This window comes from Solidesulfovibrio alcoholivorans DSM 5433 (assembly GCF_000702665.1).
Taxonomy (GTDB): Bacteria; Desulfobacterota; Desulfovibrionia; order Desulfovibrionales; family Desulfovibrionaceae; genus Solidesulfovibrio; species Solidesulfovibrio alcoholivorans.
In genome coordinates, this window is the sequence record NZ_JNJA01000002.1 from 417224 (window position 1) to 433451 (window position 16228).

Below are 16228 nucleotides of genomic sequence, written 5' to 3' on the forward strand. Positions count from 1 at the left end.
GGCCTTGTCGCTGCCTTGCGGCCTTAGGCCTTTTTGGACGTGAGCGTCACGCGCAGGGATTCCAGGGGATCGCCCGGGACCGGGGATTTGAGGAATTCCCCGTTGCCGACCGGTCCGGCCTGGCCGCCCTGGAAGAAGCTCCCGGAATAGACGATGTCGTACCGGGCGGCGGTTTCGCCCGAGAGCCTGGCGGCAAAGCCGATCAGCGGCGCGCCCATGCCCCGGGAGCCGGTGAATTGCGGCGGGCAGACCCAGGGCAGCAGATGGCCGTCGCGGCTGACGGCGGCGTATTCGAGTTCGTGCAGGTTGAGCCCTTCGGCGTAGAGCGCCACGGCCTCGAGGCGGCGTCTGGAGCCGGGGACGCCGGCGGTCTGTCCGGGTTCGAAGGCCTTGTCGCCTTCCATTTCGATGTGCCCGGCCATGCGGATGCCGGGGACGGATGCGTCGGAGGGTGTCGGTGCGGCCTGCTCGTGCCTGGGCGCGGCCTGCGGTGTGAAAGGCTGGGGCGCGGCGGGCCGCAATCCCGGATTGGTTGCGCCGAATCCACCGGGGGCTTGGCCGCCGAGGAAGCCGGCTCCGGGCGACGGCTGGAAGGGCTGGGACTGGAAACCCTGGGCGGGAAACTGGGGCTGGGAAAACCCTCCCCCCGCGGCAGGGAAGCCTCCGCCTGCGGGAGGCGTCAGGGAAAAGCCCTGGGGTGAGGCGGGATTTTGGAAGGCGCCGGGCTGCTGGAACGCGGCCGGTTGCGCATAGGGTTGCGCCTGGGGGAAGCCCGGAGCCTGTGGGAACGACGGTGCCTGGAGAAAACCGGGGGCCTGCATGGCGGGGCTCAGGGGAGGCGTCATGGGAGGCTTGGGAGCGGCCTGGGCTTCGGGCTGTTTGAGCCGTTCGACGTCCATCCGGATGCCCGTGGTCGGGTAGTCATGGGGCCGATAGGCCGTAAACAGCACCAGTCCCCCGGGAGCGGCCACGCGCAGCAGGGTTTGCCCGCCCGCGCGGTCCAGCCAGGCAGTGACCCCGTCGGCCGTATCGAGGCGGGCGGCCTGGCGGCAGCCGGGGAGCACGGTCACCTGCATGGCCGGGAACGCGGTGTCGGCCACGGTCTTTGCGGGATGCTCCATGCCCCCGACGGCGAGCCGGTACGCGCCAGGGGGGAAAGGAACGAGCGTGGTTTCGCTGCACAGCACGGTTTCCAGCTTCGGGCCTTGTGGGGACGCGTTTTGTTGCGTCTGGGGATCGGAAAATGGCATGTTGCGCTCCTTGGCAGGGAGTTGAGCGTTAGGGTTCGCGGATGGATTCACCGAAAACGCGGATAAGCGGCCAAGTGATGTAGGTAATGACCGTACGGCTGCCGACCTTGATGTCCGCGGACAGCGTCATACCGGGCACCAGCCTGAAATCCGAGGGAAGGTTGACCATGTGCTCCATGCCGGTGATGCGCAGACGCCCCTCGTAGGCATAGTGCCGACCTCCGGCCGTATCGATGTTCTGGGCGTCCTCGGCCACGGTCCGCAGCGTGGCGTCGAGGTAGCCGAATTTCTGGTAGGGGTAGGTGTCGAGTTTTATTTCCGTGGGGTCGCCCTGGCGGATATAGCCGATGTCGGACGGCTCGATGTACACCGAGGCTTCCAGGGGGGTGTTGAGGGGGACAAGGGTCATGAAGGTTTCGCCGCTCTTGATCACCGTGCCGGGGTTGTAGTTGGCGATGTCCAGGACAATGGCGTCGCTTGGCGCGGTCAGGGTGGACAGTTCCTGGAGGCGCTCGGCCTTCGCCAGATCTTCCAGGACGGACTGCAGGTCCTTGCGCCCCAGGGTGAGCTGGCTGGAGAGGTCGTTGCGCCAGTTTTCGATGAAGGCCTCCTTCTCGGAGAGCGCCTGGGTCAGGTCGTGCCGTTTGGACTCCAAGGCGCCCTGGAGTTGTTCCATGGAGGCGTTGGTCTGGGCCAGGTGGTTCTCGGCCTCGAGCAGGGAGAGGCGTGAATCCGACCCTTGCTCGTAGACCTTGACGCGCATGCCGACCAGCTCCTTGGCCACGGACACCTGCTTGTCCATCTGCGAAAGCTGACGCAGCAGCGCCTGGATGTTCTGCTGCAACTGGGAGATCTTGGCGTTGCTGAGGCGCAGCTTGGCCGAAAATTCCTCCAGGCGGCCGGCGAGCAGCTTCCGCTGGGTGGCGATGTCCTGTTCGGAAGCACCGGGTGGCGGCGTGAAAGGCGTGCCGGCCAGTTCGCTGGCCATGCGCGCAAGCTGCAACTGGTCGTAGATTTTTGTTTTCTGCAGGCGGGCAAGGTCTGCCGTGGTGAAGGTCGGGTCGAGGTGCGCGAGCACGTCGCCCTGGCGCACGGTGGCCCCGAGCCGGACGTCGATGCTGCGGATGATGGCGTCGTTGAGCGGTGCGACGATGATGTTCTTGCCCGAGGAGACGATCTTGCCGCTGGCGGTGATGATCTTGTCGACCTTGGCGAAAAACGACCAGACCAGAAAGACCAGGAACAGGGCGAGGATGACGTGCAGGGTGAGCCTTGCGGCGACAGGCAGCGCCGCGAGCTCGAGCGCCTCGGCGTCGGGTTGGAATTCCAGCGCCTCTTTGGGCAGTGCGGGCTTGTTGTTCTTCGGGATGAATTTTTGCAGCATGTGCATGCGATCCGTGATCCTCGAAAGGGCTTGGTTCGGGCGCGTCGCCCCGGTCTCTGAGCAGGCGCGTGAAGCGCGGCCGTGCTCACATGGCGGGCTGATTATGCAATACGCCCATCAGGTGCCGGTTTTGTTTGTACCAGAGATCGGCGTAGATCGGACAGGTCTTGAGCAGTTCGTCGTGGGGGGCGTTGCCGATCAGCTTCCCTTTCTCCAGGACGATGATGCTGTGGCACATGGTCAGCATGGACAGGCGGTGGCTGACGATGAGCATGGTGCGCCCCTGGGCGATGGCCGTAAGGTTGGCCTGGATGATGGCTTCGGATTCGGCGTCTAGGGCGCTGGTCGCCTCGTCGAGGATGAGGATGGGCGGCTGCGTGAGCAGGGCCCGGGCGATGGACAGGCGCTGGCGCTGGCCGCCGGAAAGGTTCGAACCGCCCTCGAACAGCGGGGTGTCGTAGCCCTGGGGGAGGAGCTGGATGAATTCGTCGGCCCCGGCCATGCGCGCGGCGAAGACGATCTCCTCGAAGGTGGCCGTGGGCTTGGTGATGGCGATGTTTTCGCGGATGCTGCCTTCGAACAGGAAGCTTTCCTGGAGCACCACGCCGATGGAGCGGCGCAGGTGGGCGATGTCGTAGTCGCGCATGTCCAGGCCGTCGATGGTGATGCGCCCCTGTTGCAGGGGATAGAGCCCCTGGATGAGCCGGGTCAGGGTCGATTTGCCGGAACCGGAGCGGCCGACGATGCCGATGATCGAGCCTGCGGGGAAGTGCACGGAGATGTCGGAAAGCGCCGGCGGCGCCGTCTGGGCGTAGCGGAAATTGATGGATTCGATGCCGATGCTGCCGTTGATGGGCGAGACGAGGCCGCGGTTGCTTTGCGCATGCTCCACGGGGCGATTGAGTATGACGCCCAAAAGGTTCACGGAGACGGCGACTTCCTGGTATTCGTGCAGGATGCCGACGAGGGACACCAGCGGGGAGGTGATCATGCCGCTGAGCATGACGAAGGCGATCAGCCCGCCAGCGGTGATTTCCTGGTCCACGGCCAGGTAGCAGCCATACCAGATGATGGCCACGCGCATGAGCCCTTGCAGCAGTTCGCTGATGAAGCTGACCTTGAGGGAAAGGTTTTTGATCGCATGATGCTTGGAAAGGGTGTTCGCGGCATCCTGTTCCGTTTTCCTGTAGCGCTGGGGCTCCAGGGCCAGGGATTTGATGGTGCCGATGCCGCGTAGCGTCTCCACGATGTACTTGTTCTTGAGGGCTTCGTAGGTCTGCACCTCATGCATCATATAGCGGAAAACGCGCATGGTGCCGAGCATGACCGCCAGGATGCCACAGGTGAACGCGATAACGACAAAGGCCAGCTTCCAGGAATAGAAAAAAAGGATCGGCAAAACGAAGGCGATGAGGCTCAGGTCGAACAGGGTCGTGAGCAGCTTTCCCGTCATGAATTCGCGGATGCGTTCTTTCTGGAAGAGATAGCGCAGGATCAGTCCGATGGGGGTGAAGTCGAAAAAATCGATGGGCAGCCGGAGGATGTGGCTGTGTAGAATCTTGTCCATACGCAGATCGATCTTATTCGTGGCGTAGAGCGTGATATAATTCTTTAAGTATTTCAAAATGCCGTCGAATACGGTGACGATAGTGATGGCCACGGACAGCACGACCAGTGTGGAAAGCGCCCTGTGCCCGACGGCCTTGTCGAACATCAACTGGATGTAGATCGGGAAACAGATGGCCAACATGTTGACGCATATGGTGGCCAGGCCGACGTCGCGGAACATTTTCTTTTGCCGCAACATCTCCGGGATGAACCAGTCCAGGCCGAACGGTTTGTGCGTGTCCGCAATCTTGTAAATCTTCTTGAAAAGAAAGGTTTCGCCGTCCCAGAGTTGCTCGAAATCCGCACGCGGGAGAAAAACGAATTCAAGCGATCCACGGCTGGGATCGACGATGGCGACCTCTCCGGACTCCGTCGTTCCGCGCACGCCGGATACGATGATGTATTTCCCGTCGCGGAGGCGGGCCAGCAGGGGGAATACGTTGCCAATATAAAACAGCTTTTTCCATGAGAGGTGGCTGTTTTTACTCTTGAAGCCGAAATCCTTGGCGATGCGCAGCAGGAGGATAGGATCCAGGTTGCTGTCGTGGATGCTGTACTTGTGCGCTATGGATTCGGCGGTCAAATCGATGTGATGATGCCGTGCCAGGAGTAGAAAGCAAAGCAGTCCTGAATTGTTGCGCAACTGGTCGGTCGTCATGTTTTTTGCATTCCCTGAGGCGGCCGGAACCACGGCTCACGCAAAAAAAACTATGGTTTTCTATCGTACAACTTTTGAGCATGCCAAAAGTCTGCTACCTATGTCAATATGCCATACTTCGGTTTCGCCGGTCCTGTCGGCGCGGACGGACGCCGCAACGCCTGCTCGCCTTGCGCGGCTTGCTCCACGGCTGCGTTCCACGTAACATTGTGCGCATGCTGGCGGCGTGCTGCGATGCCAGATGGAACTGTTACGCCGAGGGTTGAATATGACTGAAAAAAATAATTTCGAAGGGATTGACCTCGTGTTCAAGGAGGCCCCGGCTGCGCCCGAAAAAACGACCGCGTCCGCCAAGCCCCATGAGGACGTGGGACCGTCGAGCCTGTGCGGTCGGGTCGGGGACAACGTGACGTACCATGCCCAGGGAGCCATATTCTATGGGTATAAGGAACGTTTGTGGGGCTGGGCCTGGAAGGAGCTTGGCGGCGCGTTCGTCGGGCTTTTGCGTTTGTTCTCCTTTCGCGGAAAGTAATACCGCGGTTCAGCGGCAAAGCGCCTCGAGGCGTTCCTTGTATGCGTGTCCGATCGCCAGGGGATGGTGCCGCTCGGCCACCATGTCGCGCCCGGCGCGCGCCCGGCGCGCGGCCTCCTCCGGCGCGTCCGCGACGCGGCGCATGGCCTTGGCCAGGGCGTCGGCGTCGGGTTCGGCCCAGACGAGCCCCTGGCCGAAGGGGTATTCCCCGTCCCCGATGGGCACGAAGCGGTAGGGCACGGGATAGCCCGTCTCCGGCGTGAGGAAATCCGCATTTCCCGAATACCCCGTGGCGATGACCGGCTTGCCGAGCAGCATGGCCTCGGCCAGCGTCCTGCCGAAGCCCTCGGCCCGGTGGGGCGAGACATAGGCGTCGCAGGCGGCGAACAGCCCGAGCACGTCGCCGCGGTCCAGGGTCCCGTGCAGGAAGACGATGCGCGCGTCGGCCGCGGCCGACGCGGCAAGGGCCAGCCAGCGCGGGTCGTCCTCGCGGGCGTTCATGGTCTTGAGCACGAGCCCGGCCGGTTCCGTGCCCCGCGGAAAAGCGGCCCGGAAGGCCCTGATGGCGGCCAGCGGGTTCTTGCGCGCGAGGTAGGAATTGCAGTCGAACGTGTACAGGAACAGGAATCGGTCCCGGGGCAGCCCGAAAGCCTCTCGCGGGCGGGGCGTGATCCGGTCCACGGAAACGGCCATGGGCATCAGCCGCACCGGGATCGGCGCGCTTTTCACAAACGCGTCGCGCGTGTAGGCGCTCGACACCCACAGTTCGTCCACGAGGGTGTAGGCATCGGCCATGGCTTCGGGCCAGGCCGGCAGTTCCCAGGGCCAGTAGCCCACGTTTTTGCGTCCGGAAAAGAGCGCCTCCCCGCGTTCCAGCCACATCCTGGCCGTATCGAGCCCCGTGAGGCAGAAGATGTTGACCGGATACGGGGTGTCCTCGACCAGGCAGGCGTCGAGGAAGGCGTCCTGTTCCCGGGTGTTGGAGCCCACGGGGATGTTGACCACGGCAAACGGCGCTTTGGCCTCGGACAAGGCCAGGGCGCACATGCGCGAATCCTCGCCGATGCCGAGTTCCCCCCGGGCGTAGCCGATGACGTTGGCCCCGAAGGAATGGGCCGGCGGCGGAGGCGGCGGGGGACAGGCGTGCCCGGCCGGCGCTTCGAGCAGTGCCTGCGCCAGGCGGGGGAGCGTCCGGGTTTCCTCGAGCCAGGCGGCGAGGGCCGCTTTGCCGGCAGGAGTCGCGGGATTGATGCGGGCGCGTTGCGCGTCGTCCGCCTGCCAGGCGAAAAGCGCCATGTGCGGGAGGCCGCCAAGCTCCGGCCGGGGCGAAAAGAGCTCCCGGGCGGACAGCCAAGCGGCATAGGTCCGATGCCCCATTTCCGCCGCGCCGTAGATCCAGTACCAGGCCAGCAGGGCCCAGGTCCCGTCCTGTTGGGACAGGTCGAATGTCTGGCGCACGTCGGTCCGGTTTTCCCAGGTCAGCCGGACGAGCCGGGGCAGGGGCAGCCCGGCGGGCGCCAGCGGCGGGGTGACGGGATCGAGCAGCCAGGCCCGTTCACTGGCGTCGAGCAGGGGAAACAGGGACAATTCCGGCACGACGCAGGCGTAATACCAGGCGGCCAGGGCCCTGCGCCCCTGCGGCATCGCGACGTCGAACCCCGCCGCTTCTTTGTGGCGCAGGCGCCGGATGAAGTCCATGAGCCGGGTGACTGCGGCGTCCTCCTCCCCTGCGGCAGGAATGATGACCTCGCCGGCCAGGGCCGCATCCTCGGCTTGCGGCGAGCACGCCACGGCGGGAAATTCCCGGGCGGCCGAGGTGAGCCACCACAGCCGGAAATCCAGGCGTGCCTCCGGATCGTCGATGTCTCGTCCGGAGCGGATATCTTCGCGTAGCCCCCACGCCAGCCGCATTTCCCGGGTCATGGCGGAGGGCGCTGTCTCGCGGGAGGGAAGAAAAGCGTTCATCTTCTCAAGGGTGTAAGCAAGACGATGTGCGCTGGCAAGCGTCGTCGCCGCGCGACGCGGGCGTCACGGAATCGTCACGGTATCGTTTGGAAGGTGCGGCCGAGGGGCGCGGGGGGGCGTGCTAGCACTGTCCGATTCACGAGGGGCCCCGGCCCGACCCGGGCAATGCGGTAAGGTGGTTATGCAGTTTTCACCATGCCTTGACGAGGCTTCCCGACGGGATGGCGTGCTCGTCGATGTCGGTCCGGGGGGCGGGTTGTTGCAGGGAAGGGAGCGGGAACTGGTCGCGGACCATGTCGCCGGGGGAGGGGCCCTCGGCGTGGTCCTGCTCGAGATCCAGGACTTTTCCCTGTTGCGACGCCTGGTCCGCCCCGATGTGGCCGCGGCGCTGGCCGAGGCCCTTGCCGTGGCGGCCGCCCGCGCCGCGGGGAGGCGGCTGGCGGACCATGCCATTTGCCTGACCGAACCGCTCGAACCCGGCCGCGTGCTCGTGTGCGTCGGCGGCCGGGACGACGATGCCGACGCCCTGGACCGGGTGGCGGCGATACTGCGCCTGGAAACGCGCGGCGGCCTGCGCGAGGAGGCGTTGCGCCTGACCGGCCAGGCCCTGGATGTGCGCAGCGGCGCGGCCGTGGTCATCTGCAAGGCCCCCATCGCCCTGGACATGGCCCTGGCCGCGGCGGTGGCCGAGGCGCTGCGTCTGGCTGGCGGCGGCGAGGGCGGCAGCGCCCCGGCCCTGCGCGAATTCCGCGAGATCCTGGAACTCGGCCGCGTGCGGGCCGTCTACCAGCCCATCGTCAATCTGCGCGGCGGCAGCGTGTTCGCCTGGGAGGCCCTGGCCAGGGGCCCGGCGCAAAGTCCGCTCGAATCCCCGGCCATGCTCTTCGACGTGGCCGAGGAGGCCGGGGCCATCTTCGCCCTGGAAAAAATCTGCCGCGAGGCCGCCATCCGCGGCTTCGCCCGGCGCGGCCAGGGCGCGCGGCTCTTTTGCAACGTCCATCCCCGCACGCTGCTCGATCCCCAGTTCACGCCCGGCGAGACGCGACGGCTGCTCGACAAGTACGGCATGGAGCCGAGGGATGTGGTGCTCGAGATCACCGAACGGCACAGCGTCAAGGATTTCAACCTGTTCCACCGCACGCTGGACCACTACCGTGACGCCGGCTACGGCGTGGCCGTGGACGACGTGGGCACCGGCTATTCCGGGCTTTTTTCCATCGCCGAGATCAAGCCCGATTTCATGAAGATCGACATGTCCCTCGTGCGCGGCATCGACGCCAACCCGGTGAAACGGGCACTCTTGGAGACGCTGCTCACCTTCGCGGACAAGATCGGCTGCCGTATCGTGACCGAGGGCATCGAGACCGAGGCGGAGCTTGCCTGTTGCATCCGCCTGGGCGCGCATTTCGGGCAGGGTTTTTTCCTGGGCCGGCCCGAAGCGCCGGCCGCCGACCTGCGCGAGGAAACGCGCCTGGCCATCGTGCGGGGCGCAAGCCAGGCCGCCGACGGTTTCAAGTGCTCCTCGCCCATAAACGATTTGGCCGAGCGGCCTCGCCAGATCCCGCCCCACGCCAGCGTCGGCGAGGTCAAGCAGTTCTTCGACGGCAACGAGTCCGTGCACGCCGTGGCAGTGGTCCGCGACGGCCGGCCCGAGGGGCTCATCATGCGCCACCACCTCGACCGGGTTCTCAGCACGCCCTACGGCTTGGCGCTTTTTCTGCGCCGCGACGTCACCCGCATCATGGACCCCTCGCCGCTGGCCGTGGAATGGGACACTCCCGTGGAAGTGGCGGCCCAGGCGGCCATGGCCCGGGACCGGGAAAAGCTCTACGACCCCATCCTCGTCACCTGCCGTGGCCGGCTTGCCGGCATGGTCTCGGTGCAGCGCATCCTCGACGCCCTCGCCTGCGTGCAGGTGGAGATGGCCAAGGGGGCCAATCCCCTGACCGGTCTGCCCGGCAATGTGGCCATCGAGCGCGAGATCGCGCGGCGCGCCGAGGCCGGCCGCCATACCTCGTTCATTTACGCCGACATCGACAATTTCAAGGTCTTCAACGACGTCTACGGCTTCCAGGACGGGGACAAGGCCATCCTCATGACCGCGCGCATCCTGGGCGAGGCCTTGGCCTCCCACGGCGCGCAGGACGACTTCCTGGGGCATGTCGGCGGCGACGATTTCGTTCTCCTGTGCGACGCCGTTTCGGTTGCGCCCGTGTGCGAAGCGGCGCTTGCGGCCTTCGCCGCCGCCTCGCCGGCCCTTTTCACGCCCGCGGACCGGGAGCGCGGCTACATCGAGGGTCAGGGCCGCGACGGCCGGGCGGGACGCTTTCCGCTTCTGACCATCTCCATGGGCGTCATCGACTGCGCCTTTGCCGTGCCCGTGACCATGGACGAACTGGGCGTGCGTGCGGCGGCCGTCAAGAAATACGCCAAGTCCTGTTCGGGCAATTCCTTCGTGCGCGACCGCCGCGCGCCCCTTGGCCTGCCCGAGGCCCCGGACGCCGACGCGCCTGCCTCCGAAACGTCCTGACCGCCGCCGCGCGCTCCCCGGCGGTGTCGTCGATCGCGCCGCGGTCCTTGCCTTTGGCCGCGATTGCGGTCAAAGTGGCGCGGTTTTCCAAACGGGGCAATCCGCCATGACGTCGCAACCCATGATCGAAATCCGGGGCCTGACCAAGGCCTTTGCCGGGCAGCCCGTGCTGCGCGGCATAGACATGACCGTGCCCGAGGGCATGGTCACCGCCGTGATCGGCAAGTCCGGCGAGGGCAAGAGCGTGCTCCTCAAGCACATCATCGGCCTGCTCAAGCCCGACGCCGGCGACATCCTGTTCCGGGGCGGCTCGTTGGCCTCGGTCGGGGCCTCCGAACGCCGGGCCTTTCGTCGCCGCTGCAGCTACATGTTCCAGAACATGGCCCTTTTCGATTCCATGACCGTGCGCGACAACATCGCCTTGCCGCTGCGCGAGACCGCGAAGCTGCCCGAGGCCACGGTCGCGAAACGGGTGGGCGAACTGGCCGAGCGTCTGGAACTCGTCGCGATCCTCGACAAGTTTCCGTCCCAGATTTCCGGCGGCATGCAAAAGCGGGTCGCCCTGGCCCGGGCGCTCGTGACCGAGCCGGGTCTCGTGCTCTTCGACGAGCCGACCACCGGTCTCGACCCCATCCGCAAGGCCGCCGTGCTGGCGCTGATCGACCAGTCGCGCAGACAGTTCGGCTTCACGGCCGTGCTCGTCAGCCACGACATCCCCGACGTCTTTGGCGTGGCCGGACACGTGGCCATGCTCGACGCCGGCCGCATCGTCTGGGAAGGTTCGCCAGAGGCCATCAGGGCCTGCGACGATCCCGTGGTGCGCCGGTTCCTCTCCGGCCAGCCCGACCCGGAAGACGCCAACATTTAAGCATTTCCCGCCGGGAAAGGAGGCACGTAGCATGCCGCGCATCGCACGTACCGTTCGGGCGGCGTTTGGGGCCGTCCTTTTCGTCGTTCTGGTCAGCGCTTCCTGCCTGGCTGGCGAACTCTACCAAGTGGGGATGATCGAAGCCCTGCTCGCCGGGGACTATGCCGGCCGGGAGACCTTCGCCACGCTCGCCCGCCACGGCGACTGCGGCCTCGGCACCTTCGCCGGCCTCGACGGCGAAATGGTCGCCCTGGACGGCCGCTTCTACCAAGTGAAAACCGACGGCAAGGCCTACCCCGTCGCGCCGTCGCGAAAGACCCCGTTCGCCCAGGTGGCTTTTTGCGCCGGCACCCTCGACCTCGGCCGCCTGGACGGCCTGGACCTCGCCGGCCTCGGCGCGGCGCTCGCCAAGCGCCTGCCCGATCCGACGCGCTTTTACGTCGTGCGCGTGGACGGGTTTTTTACGGCGATAAGGACTCGCAGCGTGCCGGCCCAGCGGCAGCCCTGGCCGCCCCTGGCCACGGCCTGCAAGGCGCAAGCCGAATTTCCCATGCACGATGTCGCCGGGACCATGGTCGGCGTTTACACGCCGCCGAACGTTGCCGCGCTGTCCCCCGTGGGCTGGCACTTCCATTTTCTGACCACCGACCGCACGCGTGGCGGCCATGTGCTGGCCGTGAATATTGCCGTGGCCAAGGCGCGCGGCGAGCAGATCACCTCCCTGCGCGTCGTCTTTCCCGCCGGCCCGACGCCCCGCATGGACGGGCCACGCCCGGCCGCCGGAACCGAATAGATGCGCTTCGATTTCCTCGCGCTTTTCATGCCCGGCCAGCGCCGGCCGCCTGCCCGCGCCACGGAAGCGGCCGCGCGCGAGGGTTGCCGCCGCGCGGCCCAGGGCCTTGCGCGCCTGGAAAACCGCCTCGACGGCCTGTATGCGCTCCTTGACGCCGGCGATGTGCGCGACGCCGCGCTGCTTGCTTCCCTTGCCGCCGAGGACGGCGACGGCGTGGCCACCGCGCTTGACTGGAGCGCGGAATCAACCCTGGCCGAGGACCGTGGCCAGCTTGGGCCGCTGCCCGATGCCGCCGCCCTGGCCGCCTTCGCCGGCCGCGTCGAAAAAAGGCTCTCGCGCCTGCGCCGGGTCCTTGCCGCCAGGAAGGCCGGGAAATGGGCCACGGCCGAGGGCCGCTTCGACGCCGTCGCCCTCTCCCGGGCCAGGCTCGCCCTGGTCGTGGTGCTCGTTCTCGTCGCCGGAGGCATGCTCTTCGGTGAAACCCTCGCCAAGAAAGAGCGCGAACATGCCGCGCACGTGGCTCTGCTCCTTAAGCGGGAAGACGCCGCCGCATCGCTTGCCCGGATTTCCAGGCTCGCCTCCCGGGCCAAGGCCGCGACAGGCCGCATGCTGTGGGAGATCACCGGCAGCAACTGTTCGCGCTGCGGCTGCGACGGCTACGATCTGCGAAACGCCCCGGCCGGCGACGTCTGCGCGCGCCAGTGGGACGCGGCGCTGGCGCGCCTCGGCGCGGCCGCCGGAGCCGCGCCGGAAGACCTTGCCGGGCTCGCCCGCGACCCCTGGGGCGCGCCGTATCTGCTCAATGAAAACGAAGGCGAATCCCCGGACCTGCCCCATGTGCGGGACACCGTGACCTCGGTCGGGCAAAACGGCCTTGCCGGCGACGTCGACGACATCGAGGTCGCCGTGCCCCAGGCCGGCAGGAAGCGGTAGGGCGCAGCCGTGGCCGCGTGCTCCCGTTTCGCCGCCTTGCCCGCCCGCGCGGCGACCCTTGCCGGCGTGGCCCTTGCCGGCGGGCATTTCCTGCTCAGCGCCGCCGCCCTGGTCCCCGCGGGACGTGCCGCCGCGGCGCTCGTCGCCCTGGTCGCGGCGGGCTGCGCGGCCATGGCCTTTTCCCGGCGCGGCCTGCGCCTGGGCCTGTACCTGCTCGGCTTTTCCCTGTTTCTTTTCGGCGCGCAGGCCTACGTCTATCCGGCCGTGGTCTTCGGGCTGGTCATCGACGGCGCGGCGCTGGCCCTTTTATGGCGCAACGCCGGCCGCGACGGGGACGCGGGCACGGGACTTTCCGGCGTGCTGCTTGCCGCTCTGGCCGCGCTGGCCCTGGCCTCGACGTGGCTCTTGCCCTGGGACCGTTTTTTCGCCGAATTGCATCTTTTCGGGCCACGCGCCTTTTTCGCGGCCATGGCCTTTTCCCCGGCCGACGCGCCGGCCTACAGCCTGGCCTGCGCCTGGCGGCTGGCCGTATTCGCGGTGTTCGCCCGGGAGCTCGCCCGCGTCGAGGCGTCCGGGAAATTCGCCATCCTTCTCCGCGGGCTGGCCGGCGGGCTGCTGACGGCCATCGCCGTCGGGCTCTACGAGCATTTCCAGGGCGACCACTATCTGCTGCACTACCGCTTCACCTCGCTTTTCGCCAATCCCGGCTGGTTCGCCGAATACGCCTCCATCGCCGCGCCGTATCTGCTCTTGCCACTCTCCCGGCGCGACGGCGCGCGCCACCGCATCGTGGCCGCCGCCGCCCTGGCCCTTGTCGGCGCGGCCCTGCTGCTGACGCTCGCCCGCGCCGGCTGGATCGTCGGCGCTCTGACCTTCGCCGCCGCGGCCTGGCTCTATTTCCGGCCCGGCCCCCTGGCCCGGTTCGCGCGGCCCTACGGTCACCTGCCCACCCTGGTCGCGGCCGGAGTGTTGTTCCTTGGCGTTTCCTTCTGGGCTTCGGGCAAGGAACTGGCCGCCATCAGCCGTCCGATCAACGCGCTGCTCGCCGAGCGGGTGGGCAATTTCACCGAGTCGCCGCGGCCGGGCCTGTTTCGGGCCGGGCTTTGCATCGCGGCCGAACGGCCCCTTTTCGGCATGGGCTTCGAGACCTACGCCAGGCACTACCCGGTGCTGCTCGCGACGCCGGGCGCGTGGCTGCACCGCTTCGGCGACCCCAGGGCGGAGGTGTTCGAGACCTCCCACAACATGTACGTGCAGCTCGCTTCGGGCCTCGGCGCGGCGGGGCTTTGCCTGTGGCTGGCCCTGGCCGGGCGGGCGGGATTGCTGCTCTGGCGGCGGGCGCGGGCGTTCGGGAGCCTGGCCGACGCGGCCATGCTCCTGTCCCTGGTCGCTTTCCATCTCTATGCGGTCTTCCAGGAGATGTTCTACGTGCCGGCGGTGTGGTTTCTGCTGTTCGTGCCCCTGGCGCGGGCCATGGCCCTGGAGGCACAGGCGGCGGAGCGGGACTCGCGGGCGGCGCGCCTGATCGGTCTGGCCGCCTGGGCGCTCGTTGCGGCGGGCGGGCTCTCCTACGCCCTGGACGCGGGACTTCGCGCCACGGCGGCGCGGCTCGATCTTGCCGATTGGCGACCGGCGGGGCAGGAGCTGGTTTTCGAGGGCTTCCACCCGACGGAAGCCGCTACGGACGGAAGGCTTTTTCGCTGGAGCGCCGGGGCCGGGGCGCTGCTCGTCGCGCCGGGGACCGACGCCGTGACCCTGACCCTGGCCGCGCCGAAACCGGCTTCCGTGGCTGTTTACTCCGAAGCGGGGCTCGTCGGCACGGCGCAACTGGACGCCCGGCCGCAGCGCCTGCGCGTGGCGCTTCCCCCGGGCGGGGACGGGCGCGGCAAACCCCTTTACCTTTTGCCCGACCGGACGTATCTGCCGCAGGCGGCCACGGGCGCTCCCGACCCGAGGCGCCTTGGCCTGTCGGTAGGTGTCGCGCCGTGACGGCGGACGCTACAGGTTTTCGGTATTGCGCTCGAACACCCGTATTTCGTTGACCACCTGATTGCCGAGATCCCGGATGTCCTGATTTTCATGATTTTCCACCAGATCCGCCAGCAGTTTGACGTCCTGGGGCACGCCGGCCAGGGTCTCGCGCTTGACTTCGGCCAGGCGGTCCATGACGAAGGCCCGGTCGCGCTTGGCGGCCATGTGCTCGAGGATGTCGACGATGTTCATGACCACGTATGCTTTTTCGGCATAGATCGCGGAAATGGCGGTCAGGTGGGAGAGGATGTTCTTCTCGCCGGCCTGATTGGTTTTGAAGTACAGGTCCGCGGCCTTGGAGGCGCAGGTGTTGAAATGCTCGTAGGAAACGCGGAAGTGCTTGGCTGCGCCTTGCGCCTGGGTGGCGAACGCCGCGAGCAACGCGAGGCACAGGACGCAGGACGGGGGGAATCGGTGACGCATGGGAACTCCGTAAACAAGGGAACCCGCCGGGGAACGTGCCCCCGGACGGCAAGCGCCACATACCAGTTTTTCCCCCCCCGTCAAAGCGTGACCCGCCGGGTCGGTCCGGCCGGCCGGCGCGCCGGCCTCACTGCCGGGCGCAAGCTCCCGGACGTGGCGGCCGCGACAAGGAGCCGCCATTGACTTTTGGCTTTTTTCACCTAGTATGCAAACGCTTTTGTCACTTTGCAGCTCTACCGCGTTTGGGATGTGTTATGGAAAACCCCCGCTTTGGCCGCATTGTTGCTTTCATATTTGTTATTTTGTTTGGCGTAATGGGTGCCGGAGCCCATGCCGGCATGGTTTCACTGGTTTTTGATGATGGCCTTGAGAGTGTTTATCAATACGCGTTCCCGGTATTGTCCAATCTGGACCTGCCGGCCACCGTGGGCATCATTGCCGGGCGCGTGGATACCGGCGATCCGGACTTCATGGACTCGAACCAGATACGGCAACTGCAAAAGAGCGGTTGGGAAATCGCGTCACACAGCCTGACCCACAAACGGCCTATCGATATTCCGAAGTTCCTCGCAGAAGAAAAATGCCTGCTGTTGCGTCCGGTCAACGGACAACGCGGGTTGTACGATGCAAAATACAAGTACGATGAACTCGGGGGACTGTTGGAAAACGGCCGCTTGCTCAAGGAACGCTCCAGCGTCAGGCTCGTGAAAGGGGAGCCAGGCAGCTACTACTTTGACGAACTCATCGGTGAGGTCACGGTCCATCCATTCGATCCGGAGAGTGCGGAGAAACAGCAGATTCGCGCTGTCTCCTACGAGCGCGAACTGGAGGAATCCAAGAACGTGCTTGAAGGCATGGGCTTTCAGGTGAGCACCTACATCACGCCGCACAACTATTGGACGCCGGAGATGAGCGCCTTGTCACGGCGTTTTTACAGCCAGGTCGCCGACGGCGGCGACGATTGCAACCGCAAGGGTTCGACCGACCGCTACTGGATCAAACGGTACGTGGTCCATACCAACGACCCGGCCGAGTCCATCATCGCCCTGGTCAAGGAACACGCCATCCGCGAGAACGCCTGGGTCGTCTTCTGCCTGCACGGCGTCGGTTCGGACCTCGGCTGGGAGCCCTGGGACGCGGCCAAGCTGGCGCAGCTCGCGGCCTTCCTCAAGCAAAAGGCCGTGCCCGTGGTCACCGTGGCCCAGGGCGCGAAACTGTGGTTCGGCGACAAGGCCGCGCCCGGAAAGTAGAGT

General features: G+C 66.5%; 12 protein-coding genes. 7 read left to right on the plus strand and 5 right to left on the minus strand.

The window, feature by feature from the left end; all coding sequences use genetic code 11:
- Positions 1-23: 23 nt before the first annotated feature.
- From Q368_RS0105120 to Q368_RS0105130, 3 genes are all read right to left on the minus strand, one after another.
- Positions 24-1250 carry a hypothetical protein gene (locus Q368_RS0105120; protein WP_029457845.1) on the minus strand — a complete coding sequence of 409 codons (1227 nt, stop codon included), beginning with the start codon at positions 1248-1250 and terminating at the stop codon, positions 24-26.
- A gap of 28 nt (positions 1251-1278) precedes the next feature.
- Entirely contained in the window at positions 1279-2640 is a 1362-nt protein-coding gene (locus Q368_RS0105125; protein WP_245611285.1) for an HlyD family type I secretion periplasmic adaptor subunit, read from the minus strand.
- A 79-nt stretch (positions 2641-2719) separates the two neighbouring features.
- Positions 2720-4900: a peptidase domain-containing ABC transporter gene (locus Q368_RS0105130; RefSeq protein ID WP_029457849.1), complete on the minus strand. Its 2181-nt coding sequence runs from the start codon at positions 4898-4900 to the stop codon at positions 2720-2722.
- Positions 4901-5168: 268 nt separating this feature from the next.
- Here Q368_RS0105130 and Q368_RS0105135 point away from each other — a divergent pair, with 268 nt between their 5' ends.
- Positions 5169-5432 (plus strand): hypothetical protein, encoded by a 264-nt coding sequence (locus Q368_RS0105135; RefSeq protein ID WP_029457850.1) that lies wholly within the window; start codon positions 5169-5171, stop codon positions 5430-5432.
- A 9-nt stretch (positions 5433-5441) separates the two neighbouring features.
- Here Q368_RS0105135 and Q368_RS23745 read toward each other — a convergent pair whose 3' ends face one another.
- Positions 5442-7397: a glycosyltransferase family 4 protein gene (locus Q368_RS23745; RefSeq protein WP_052360029.1), complete on the minus strand. Its 1956-nt coding sequence runs from the start codon at positions 7395-7397 to the stop codon at positions 5442-5444.
- Between the two features lie 181 nt (positions 7398-7578).
- Between Q368_RS23745 and Q368_RS0105145 the strand changes: the two genes are divergently transcribed.
- The 5 genes from Q368_RS0105145 (at position 7579) to Q368_RS0105165 (ending at position 14510) form a co-directional block, all read left to right on the plus strand.
- Positions 7579-9927 carry a GGDEF domain-containing protein gene (locus Q368_RS0105145; protein WP_029457853.1) on the plus strand — a complete coding sequence of 783 codons (2349 nt, stop codon included), beginning with the start codon at positions 7579-7581 and terminating at the stop codon, positions 9925-9927.
- 106 nt (positions 9928-10033) lie between these two features.
- Complete coding sequence (locus Q368_RS0105150) at positions 10034-10795, plus strand: ABC transporter ATP-binding protein (RefSeq protein WP_029457854.1); 762 nt, start codon at positions 10034-10036, stop codon at positions 10793-10795.
- Positions 10796-10826: 31 nt separating this feature from the next.
- The gene (budA, locus tag Q368_RS0105155) at positions 10827-11588 is read left to right on the plus strand and encodes an acetolactate decarboxylase (protein WP_029457855.1); all 762 of its coding nucleotides are present in this window, start codon (positions 10827-10829) and stop codon (positions 11586-11588) included.
- Complete coding sequence (locus Q368_RS0105160) at positions 11589-12521, plus strand: hypothetical protein (RefSeq protein ID WP_029457856.1); 933 nt, start codon at positions 11589-11591, stop codon at positions 12519-12521.
- Positions 12522-12530: 9 nt separating this feature from the next.
- Positions 12531-14510, plus strand: a complete 1980-nt coding sequence (locus Q368_RS0105165) for an O-antigen ligase family protein (protein WP_052360030.1) — start codon at positions 12531-12533, stop codon at positions 14508-14510.
- A gap of 9 nt (positions 14511-14519) precedes the next feature.
- Here Q368_RS0105165 and Q368_RS0105170 read toward each other — a convergent pair whose 3' ends face one another.
- Positions 14520-14975 carry a hypothetical protein gene (locus tag Q368_RS0105170; RefSeq protein WP_029457861.1) on the minus strand — a complete coding sequence of 152 codons (456 nt, stop codon included), beginning with the start codon at positions 14973-14975 and terminating at the stop codon, positions 14520-14522.
- Positions 14976-15229: 254 nt separating this feature from the next.
- Here Q368_RS0105170 and Q368_RS0105175 point away from each other — a divergent pair, with 254 nt between their 5' ends.
- A complete protein-coding gene (locus tag Q368_RS0105175) occupies positions 15230-16225 on the plus strand; it encodes a polysaccharide deacetylase family protein (protein WP_084158685.1) in 996 nt (331 codons plus the stop codon).
- Positions 16226-16228: the final 3 nt, after the last annotated feature.